This window comes from Streptomyces sp. AC555_RSS877, assembly GCF_019049245.1.
Taxonomy (GTDB): Bacteria; Actinomycetota; Actinomycetes; order Streptomycetales; family Streptomycetaceae; genus Streptomyces.
The window spans coordinates 274,825-284,207 of sequence record NZ_JAGMUK010000218.1 but is presented as its reverse complement, the minus strand read 5'-3'; the positions used below and the strand labels follow the sequence as shown (position 1 = coordinate 284,207).

Below are 9,383 nucleotides of genomic sequence, written 5' to 3'. Positions count from 1 at the left end.
ACCGCACGCGACTGGGAAGCCGCCGACCGCGAGGGCCGCTCCCTGACCCCCCTGATCACCCGGCTCAACACGATCCGGCGCGCACACCCGGCCCTGCGACGGCTCAGGAACATCCGCTTCCACCCGACCGACAACGACGCGGTGATCGCGTACAGCAAGCGCACGGATTCGGACATGGTTCTGGTGGTGGTCAACCTCGACCCGCACCGACCCCAGGAGGCGACGGTCTCGTTGGACATGCCGCAGCTCGGCCTGGATTGGCACGAGTCCCTGTCCGTCCACGACGAACTGGCCGGCGAGACCTACCGCTGGGGCAGGAACAACTATGTGCGGCTGGAGCCCGGTCGGGCGCCCGCACACGTGTTCCACGTCCAACGGTCGTCCGCCACGCCGCAGATCGGAGAGTCCCCCGCCTCATGACCGTCAACGAGCCCGTCCACGACACCTTCGAGGACACCCCGGCCAAGGACCGGGACCCCGAGTGGTTCAAGCGCGCCGTCTTCTACGAGGTCCTCGTCCGCTCCTTCCAGGACAGCGACGGCGACGGCGTCGGCGACCTCAGGGGCCTCACGGCCAAGCTCGACTACCTGCAGTGGCTGGGGGTCGACTGTCTGTGGCTGCCACCGTTCTTCAAGTCGCCTCTGAGGGACGGCGGTTACGACGTCTCGGACTACACCGCCGTCCTGCCCGAGTTCGGCGACCTGGCCGACTTCGTGGAGTTCGTCGACGCCGCCCACCAGCGCGGCATGCGGGTCATCATCGACTTCGTCATGAACCACACCAGCGACCAGCACCCGTGGTTCCAGGAGTCACGCACGAACCCGGACGGGCCGTACGGCGACTTCTACATGTGGGCCGACGACGACAAGCAGTACCAGGACGCGCGGATCATCTTCGTCGACACCGAGGTGTCCAACTGGACCTTCGACCCGGTGCGGCAGCAGTACTTCTTCCACCGCTTCTTCTCCCACCAGCCGGACCTCAACTACGAGAACCCGGCGGTGCAGGAGGAGATTCTGGCCGCCCTCCGCTTCTGGCTGGATCTGGGCATCGACGGCTTCCGGCTCGACGCCGTGCCCTACCTGTACGCGGAGGAGGGCACCAACTGCGAGAACCTGCCCGCCGCGCACGCCTTCCTCAAGCGGGTACGCCGCGAGATCGACGCCATGTATCCGGACACGGTGCTGCTGGCGGAGGCGAACCAGTGGCCGGAGGACGTCGTCGACTACTTCGGCGACTACCGAAGCGGCGGCGACGAATGCCACATGGCCTTTCACTTCCCGGTCATGCCGCGCATCTTCATGGCGGTGCGCAGGGAATCGAGGTATCCCGTCTCGGAAATCCTCGCCAAGACCCCGGCCATTCCGTCGAACTGCCAGTGGGGCATCTTCCTGCGCAACCACGACGAGCTGACCCTCGAAATGGTCACCGACGAAGAGCGCGACTACATGTGGGAGGAATACGCCAAGGACCCCCGCATGCGCGCCAACATCGGCATCCGCCGCCGTCTCGCGCCCCTGCTGGACAACGACCGCGACACCATCGAGCTGTTCACCGCCCTGCTGCTGTCCCTGCCGGGCTCGCCGATCCTCTACTACGGCGACGAGATCGGCATGGGCGACAACATCTGGCTCGGCGACCGCGACGCCGTACGCACCCCCATGCAGTGGACGCCCGACCGCAACGCCGGGTTCTCCACGGCCGATCCCGGCCGCCTGTTCCTGCCGACCATCATGGACCCGGTCTACGGCCATCAGGTCACCAACGTCGAGGCGTCGATGGCCTCCCCGTCCTCGCTGCTGCACTGGACCCGCCGCATGATCGAGATCCGCAAGCAGAACCACGCCTTCGGCCTCGGTTCCTTCACCGAGCTCCAGTCCTCCAATCCGGCGGTGCTGGCGTTTCTGCGGGAGTACGAGGACGACCTCGTCCTGTGCGTGAACAACTTCGCCCGGTTCGCGCAGCCGACGGAACTCGATCTGCGTGAGTTCGCAGGGCGATACCCGGTCGAGCTGTTCGGCGGGGTCCGCTTCCCGGCCATCGGTGAACTGCCGTATCTGCTGACCCTCGGCGGACACGGCTTCTACTGGTTCCGGCTCTCCCGAGTCGCATCCCGCATCGGTCGACGACTTTGAGCGTGTGCCGACGAAAGGACGCGTCACCATGCCGAAGACCGCATTCCTCCGCCCCAGACGTACGGTCGTCGCCGACCCGATGGTCTCGCTCGGCGGCCTGCTGCGCGACTGGCTGCCCAGGCAGCGCTGGTTCGCGGGCAAGGACCGGCCCATCACGGACCTCGCCCTGCTGTCGATGACCGAGCTGTTCCCAGGCTGTCTGCACCTGCTGGTGCAGGCCAGTCACGCGCCCGTGCCGGCCCTCGGCGGCGGCACCCCGGCGGGAGACTGCTACCAGCTGCTGCTGGGCGTACGACAGCATCTGTCGCCGCGGCTCGGGCGGGCGCTCATCGGCCGTGCGGAGCAGGGCCCGTTCGCCGGAATGACGGTGTACGACGCGCTGCACGACCCCCGGTCGGCGCAGCTGCTCCTGGAGCGGCTGCGGCATCCGGGGACGGCCGGTCCGCTGCGCTTCGAGTGCGACCCGTCCGTGCCGGTGCCGGCCGGGCTGCCGCCGCGGCTGCTGGACGCCGAGCAGTCCAACTCCTCCCTGGTGTACGGCGACGAGTTCATCCTGAAGCTCTTCCGGCGCATCCAGCCCGGCGTCAACCCGGACCTGGAAGTGCCGGGCGCGCTGGCCGGGCAGGGCTGCCGCCGGGTGCCCGCGCCCGTGGCCTGGTTCCGGACGGCGCATCCGCAGGAGGCGACGCTGGGCGTGCTCCAGCCGTATCTGCGCGACGCGTCCGACGGCTGGACGCTGGCACTGCGCGCGCTCGGCCGCGGGGACGACTTCACCGCGCAGGCGCACGAGCTGGGGCAGGCCACGGCGGAGGTGCACCTCGCGCTGGCCTCGGCCTTCCCGGCCGGCACCCACAGCGAGAGCGGCCGTACCGCGGCGGCGATGACCGAACGGCTCGACTCCGCCGCCCACTGCGTGCCGGCGCTCAAGCCGTTCGTGCCCGGCCTGCGGGCCGCCTTCGGGGCCCTCGCGACCTGCGATGCCGGGCCGCCGGCCCAGCGCATCCACGGCGACCTCCACCTGGGGCAGGTGCTCCGGGCGGGGCGGGAGTGGTTCGTCATCGACTTCGAGGGCGAACCGTCCCGCCCGCTCGCCGAGCGGCGCAGCGCCCACTCCCCGGTGCGGGACATCGCCGGGATGCTCCGCTCCTTCGACTACGCCGCCCGGCAGCGCCGCCCCTGGCGTCCGGAGTGGGCGCGCCGTTGTCGGGAAGCGTTCTGCGCGGGCTACGCGTCCCGCGCCGGATGGGACCCGCGCAAGAAGCACGGCCTGTTGCGTGCCTACGAGACGGACCGGGCGGTTTACGAGGTCCTGTATGAAGCCAGACACCGCCCGGACTGGCTCCCCGTACCCATGGCGGCGATCGAACGTCTCGCCGTGAGAGGAGACTGACCCGTGGCCCTGCGCGACGACCCTTCGGTGCCCGAGCCCTCCGGACCCGCCCGGTGCGGTGCGGCCCCACCGCTCGACCCCGGCGACCGCGACCGCCTGCTGTCCGGCGCTCACCACGATCCGCACGCGCTGCTGGGCGCCCACCCGGTGCCGGAGGGGATCGTGTTCCGGGCCCTGCGGCCGTTCGCCCGTTCGGTGAGCGTCGTGGTCGACGGCGAGCGCAGCCCGCTCGCCTCGGAGGGCGACGGGCTCTTCTCCGGCGTACTCCCACTCGACGCGATCCCCGCGTACACGCTGCTGGTGGCGTACGCCGAAGGGGAGCAGGAGGTGCACGACCCGTACCGCTTCCTGCCCGCTCTCGGCGAGACCGACCTGCACCTCATCCGTGAGGGACGGCACGAGCAGCTGTGGAAGGCGCTCGGCGCGGAGCCGATGACGCACGAGGGCGTGACCGGCACCCGGTTCACGGTCTGGGCACCCAACGCCCGGGGTGTGCGGGTCGCCGGGGAGTTCACCTTCTGGGACGGGCAGGCCTTCCCGATGCGGTCGCTCGGTGCGTCCGGTGTCTGGGAGCTGTTCCTGCCGGGCATCGGCGAGGGCACGCGGTACAAGTTCGAGATCACCTCCCGGTACGGCGGCCGGTTCCTCAAGGCCGACCCGATGGCCCGGCGCAGCGAGGTGCCGCCCGACACGGCGTCCGTCGTGACCTCCTCGCGGTACGAGTGGAGCGACCGGGAGTGGATGGCCCGGCGCGGGGACGTGCCGGTGCACGAGGCCCCGTTCTCGGTGTACGAGGTCCATCTACCGTCCTGGCGACCAGGACTGACGTATCGTCAGCTGGCCGACGAACTCCCGGCGTACGTCAAGGACCTCGGCTTCACCCACGTGGAGCTCATGCCGGTCGCGCAGCACCCCTTCAGCGGCTCCTGGGGCTACCAGGTCACCGGCTTCTACGCGCCGATGGCACGGCTCGGCACACCGGACGACTTCAGGTACCTGGTCGACGCCCTGCACCGGGCGGGCATCGGCGTGATCATGGACTGGGTGCCGGCGCACTTCCCGAAGGACGACTGGGCGCTGGCCCGCTTCGACGGGGACCCGCTGTACGAGCCGGGAGACGACCGGCGGGCCGAGCACCCGGACTGGGGCACGTACGAGTTCGACTTCGGGCGGGTCGAGGTGCGCAACTTCCTGGTCGCCAACGCGGTGTACTGGTGCGAGGAGTTCCACATCGACGGCCTGCGCGTGGACGCCGTCGCCTCGATGCTCTACCTCGACTACTCCCGTGACTCGGGCCAGTGGTCGCCCAACGTCTTCGGCGGCCGCGAGGACCTGGACGCGATGGCGTTCCTCCAGGAGATGAACGCGACCGTGTACCGGCGGGCGCCCGGCGTGGTGACGATCGCCGAGGAGTCGACGGCCTGGGGCGGGGTGACCCGGCCCACCGACAGCGGCGGCCTGGGCTTCGGCCTGAAGTGGAACATGGGCTGGATGCACGACTCGCTCGGCTACATCAGCCACGAGCCGGTCCACCGCAAGTACCACCACAACGAGATGACCTTCTCGATGATGTACGCGTACAGCGAGAACTACGTCCTGCCGATCTCGCACGACGAGGTGGTGCACGGCAAGCAGGCCCTGGTCTCGAAGATGCCCGGCGACTGGTGGCAGCAGCGCGCCAACCACCGCGCGTACCTGGGGTTCATGTGGGCCCATCCCGGCAAGCAACTCCTCTTCATGGGGCAGGAGTTCGCGCAGGGAGCCGAGTGGTCCGAGCCCCATGGCCCGGACTGGTGGCTGCTCGACCCCGCCTACAGCGCGGAGCCGGACCACCGCGGGGTGCGGGACCTGGTCCGCGATCTCAACACCGTCTACCGCGACTGCCCCTCCTTGTGGCAGCGCGACACCGACCCCGGCGGGTTCCGGTGGGTGGTCGGGGACGCGGCCGAGGACAACGTCTTCGCGTTCGTCAGGTACGACGCCGAGGGCACCCCGTTGCTGGCAGTCTCCAACTTCTCCCCCGTCGTCCGGCACGACTACGTCCTTCATGTGCCCGGCTCCGTGCCCGCCTGGCAGGAAGCCCTCAACACCGACGCGGCTCGGTACGGGGGCAGCGACCTCACCCGGCCCGACCCGGTCAAGCCGGAGGACGGGGTGCTCAGGCTGACGCTGCCGCCGCTCGCGACGGTGTGGCTGGTTCCGCAGCCCGGCTGAGGTACCCGCGGCGACACCAGGTGTTCGAACGGCCCCGGGGGGGCAGTCGGGGTCGTACACGAGCGAACAGTCTCGTCGCCGCAGAGAAGCCACAGGAGGGCTGCATCAGGTGCGCACCGTCGGAGTGGAGGAGGAACTCCTCCTGGTCGATCCCGAGACGGGTGAGCCGCAGGCGCTGTCCGCCGCGGTCCTCGCCCGCGCCGCGCAGGACGGCGCGGACAGGGACGTCTTCGAGAAGGAACTGCACAACCAGATGCTGGAGTTCGCGACGCATCCGCAGTCGGGGATGGAGGAGTTGCGGGCGGAGATCGTCCGCTGCCGCAAGGAGGCCGCCCGGCACGCCGGGGAGATCGGCTGCACGGTCGCCGCGCTCGCCACCTCACCGCTGCCCGTCAGCCCCTCCGTCGGCGTGGGCCGCCGCTACCAGTGGATGGCCGAGCAGTACGGGATCGCCACCCAGGAACAGCTCGTCATGGGCTGCCATGTGCACGTGTCGGTGGAGTCCGACGAGGAGGGCGTCGCCGTCATCGACCGGATCCAGCCCTGGCTGACGGTGCTGTCCGCGCTGAGCGCCAACTCCCCTTTCTGGCAGGGAAAGGACACGTTCTACAGCAGCTACCGCAGCCGGGTGTGGCAGCGGTGGCCGTCGGCCGGACCGACCGAGCCCTTCCGTTCGGCCGAGCGCTATCACCGCAGGGTCGCGGACATGGTGGCCACCGGTGTGATCCTCGACGAGGGGATGATCTACTTCGACGCCCGGCTGTCCCGGCGCTACCCGACCGTGGAGATCCGGGTCTCCGACGTCTGTCTGCACGCGAGCACCGCCGTGCTCGTCGCCACCCTGGCCCGCGGTCTCGTCGAGACCGCCGCGCGCGAGTGGCGGGCGGGCCGGGAGCCGCTGGGCCACAGCGTGAGCCTGCTGCGGCTGGCGGCCTGGCGGGCGGCGCGGTCCGGTCTGACCGAGGAACTGCTCCACCCCGCGACCATGCGGCGCATGCCGGCTGAGGCGGTGGTGCGGGCCCTGCTGGACCACGTCGGGGACGCCCTCGCCGAGACCGGCGACCTCGACCGGGCCCGCGACACGTGCGCCGAGCTGCTGCGGCTCGGCAGCGGCGCCGGGGTGCAACGCGCGCTGATGGAGCGGACCGGAAGCCTCAGGGACGTCGTCACCGAGTGCGTGCGCATCACGCAGGCGTGACGCGGCCGTCCGTGCGTCCGTGACCGTCTGGCGGCCGCGTTCTCGGCCTGGTCTCGCGACCGTCTCCTCGTTTGCTCTCACGACCTGTCCTGCGGCCTCCTCTCGCGGTGTCCTCTCACCGCCTGATTCTCTCCGCCTGTTCTCACAGCATGAGGATGATGGCGTACACCAGGAAGAACGCCGCGATCAGGACGGCGAGGCCCAGGATCAGCGTCAGTGGCGCCTTGGCCCAGCCCTTGTGCGGATTGTGCGTCTCCCTGGGGCCCGCCTCGGGCAGGCTGCTCTCGGCCGGCGGGGTCTCGCCGGGAGGCACGCCGCCGCCCGGTTCCAGGCCGGTGGTGCGTTCGGGATCGGGGTCGGGGTTCGTGTAACTCATGCCGTCCGAGTCCCCCGAACCCGCCGAGATCATCGGCCCCGGGGCCAGTTCTCCGATCCCGGCACCGAGCGCCCGCACCTGGGCTAGATTCGAGCACCGCAAGATAACCGTGCACGTCGGCGGAGTCACACCCCGTACACAACAGGAGCAGCGCATGCGCGACCTCGCCCTCGCTCCCCCGGCCACCCGACCCCTGACCGGAGGGCTCGCCGACAGCGTCTTCGAGACGGCGGCCCGCAACCCCACCCTGCCGATGGTCGCCCGTCGTTCCGGCGCCGCCTCCTCCGTCTGGGAGGAGGTGACCGCCGTGGAACTGCGGGACGAGGTGGTGGATCTGGCCAAGGGCCTGGTCGCCTGCGGGATCTCCCCGGGGTCCCGTGTGGCGATCATGGCGCGTACCCGGTACGAGTGGACGGTCCTCGGCTACGCGCTGTGGGCGGTGGGCGCCGAGGTGGTGCCGATCCATCCGACGTCCTCGCGGGAACAGGTCGAGTGGATCCTGCGCGACGCCGGCTGCGTGGCCGTGGCCGTCGAGGACGAGCAGAGCGTCATGACGGTGGGCTCCGTGTGCGCGACGCTGCCTCGGCTGCGCCATGTCTGGCAACTTGACTCGGGGGCCCTTCGGGATCTCGTCGAGCGGGGCGAGTTCATCCCGTTCGCCACCGTGGACTCGCTGCGCCGCATCGTGCTGCCGGACTCCACCGCCGTCGTCGCCTACACCTCCGGCACGACCGGGCACCCGCTCGGCTGCGCGCTCAGTCACCGTGGCCTCGCGAGCCCCTGCGACACCCTGCTCGCGGGCTGGGGACACACGGCCGCGCCGGCCGGACAACAGGCGTCCGTCCTCGCGTTCCTGCCGTTCTCCCACGTGTACGGCCTCATGATCCAGGGCATGTGCCTGCGCGGCGGTCTGCTCATGGCCCATGAACCCGACCTGAGCGGGGAGGCGCTGTCGTCGGCACTGCGCTCCTTCCGCCCCACCTACTTCTACGCCGTACCGTCGGTCTTCGAGAAGATCTACAAGACCTTCCTGCGCACCGCCCAACAGGCGGGCCGCGGCGCGCTGTTCGAGCGGGCGGCCGAGACCGCACGGGACTTCGCCGCGGCGTGCGAGCGGCAGCGGCTGGACGCCGGGCCCGGCCCCGGCCTCGATCTGCGGCTCCAGCACGCCCTGTACGAACGCACGGTGTACCGCAAGCTGCGGGCCGCGCTCGGCGGCAGGGCCCGGCGCGCCACCTCGGGCGGCTCACCCCTCAACCGCGATCTGAGCCTGTTCTACGAGGGCATCGGCGTCTACGTCCACGACGGGTACGGGCTCACGGAGACCAGCGGCGGGATCACGATGCAGCCGCTGGGCCGGGAGAAGTCCGGCACGGTGGGGCAGGTCCTGCCGGGCACGGACATCCGGGTGGCCGACGACGGGGAGATCCTGGTGCGCGGGCCGTCGGTGTTCCAGGGGTACGTGAGCGACGAGGCGGCGACCCGGGCCGCACTGCTGCCCGGCGGCTGGCTGGCCACGGGGGACATCGGGCGGCTGGACCCCGAGGGCTATCTGACGATCACCGGGCGCAAGAAGGACGTCATCATCACCAACAGCGGCAAGAGCGTCGCCCCGGCCGCCCTGGAGCACCGGCTGCGGATGCATCCGCTCATCCACCAGGCGGTGATCGTCGGCGACAACCGGCCCTGCGTGGGGGCACTGATCACCCTGGACCCGGAGTTCCTGGCGCACTGGCGGGCGGGACTGGCCTGGCAGAGTGACGCGGGAAACCGGGAGGCGCGTGAGGAGAACGCGCTGCGGGAGGAGATCACGCGGGCCGTGGCGGCGGCCAACAGTGCCGTCTCGCGCTCGGAGTCCATCCGGGTCTTCCGGGTTCTTCCGGAGCCGTTCGACCTGGCCAGCGGGCTGATGACACCCTCGATGAAGCTGCGCCGGGACCTGATCGTGCGGACGTACGCGTTCGAGATCGACGCGATGTACCAGGCGCGCTCACGCGGCGGGCGGCAGAGCGTGCCGGACGATTCGGCGAGCTGGGACGAGGCGGACAACGTGTTCCGGTGAGGGCGTGA

7 protein-coding genes are annotated in these 9,383 nt (G+C 70.6%); 6 read left to right on the top strand and 1 reads right to left on the bottom strand.

Annotated elements, in window-relative coordinates; all coding sequences use genetic code 11:
* From KUM49_RS45115 to KUM49_RS45095, 5 genes are all read left to right on the top strand, one after another.
* Nucleotides 1-420: DUF3459 domain-containing protein (locus tag KUM49_RS45115; protein ID WP_217242777.1), on the top strand; the 420-nt coding region annotated here is incomplete at its 5' end.
* On the top strand, nucleotides 417-2,135 hold the full coding sequence (gene treS, locus KUM49_RS45110) for a maltose alpha-D-glucosyltransferase (RefSeq protein ID WP_217242776.1): 1,719 nt from the start codon (nucleotides 417-419) through the stop codon (nucleotides 2,133-2,135). The genes KUM49_RS45115 and treS, both read left to right, overlap by 4 nt.
* A gap of 28 nt (nucleotides 2,136-2,163) precedes the next feature.
* Nucleotides 2,164-3,525, top strand: a complete 1,362-nt coding sequence (locus KUM49_RS45105) for a maltokinase (RefSeq protein ID WP_217242775.1) — start codon at nucleotides 2,164-2,166, stop codon at nucleotides 3,523-3,525.
* 3 nt (nucleotides 3,526-3,528) lie between these two features.
* A complete protein-coding gene (glgB, locus tag KUM49_RS45100; RefSeq protein WP_217242774.1) occupies nucleotides 3,529-5,739 on the top strand; it encodes a 1,4-alpha-glucan branching enzyme in 2,211 nt (736 codons plus the stop codon).
* A 109-nt stretch (nucleotides 5,740-5,848) separates the two neighbouring features.
* A complete protein-coding gene (locus KUM49_RS45095) occupies nucleotides 5,849-6,937 on the top strand; it encodes a glutamate--cysteine ligase (RefSeq protein ID WP_217242773.1) in 1,089 nt (362 codons plus the stop codon).
* Between the two features lie 142 nt (nucleotides 6,938-7,079).
* Here the strand turns inward: KUM49_RS45095 and KUM49_RS45090 are convergent, their stop codons facing one another.
* Entirely contained in the window at nucleotides 7,080-7,313 is a 234-nt protein-coding gene (locus KUM49_RS45090; protein WP_217242772.1) for a DUF6480 family protein, read from the bottom strand.
* Nucleotides 7,314-7,467: 154 nt separating this feature from the next.
* On the opposite strand from KUM49_RS45090, the gene KUM49_RS45085 reads away from it, so the two are divergent.
* On the top strand, nucleotides 7,468-9,375 hold the full coding sequence (locus tag KUM49_RS45085; protein WP_217242771.1) for a long-chain fatty acid--CoA ligase: 1,908 nt from the start codon (nucleotides 7,468-7,470) through the stop codon (nucleotides 9,373-9,375).
* The last annotated feature ends 8 nt before the right edge of the window (nucleotides 9,376-9,383 follow it).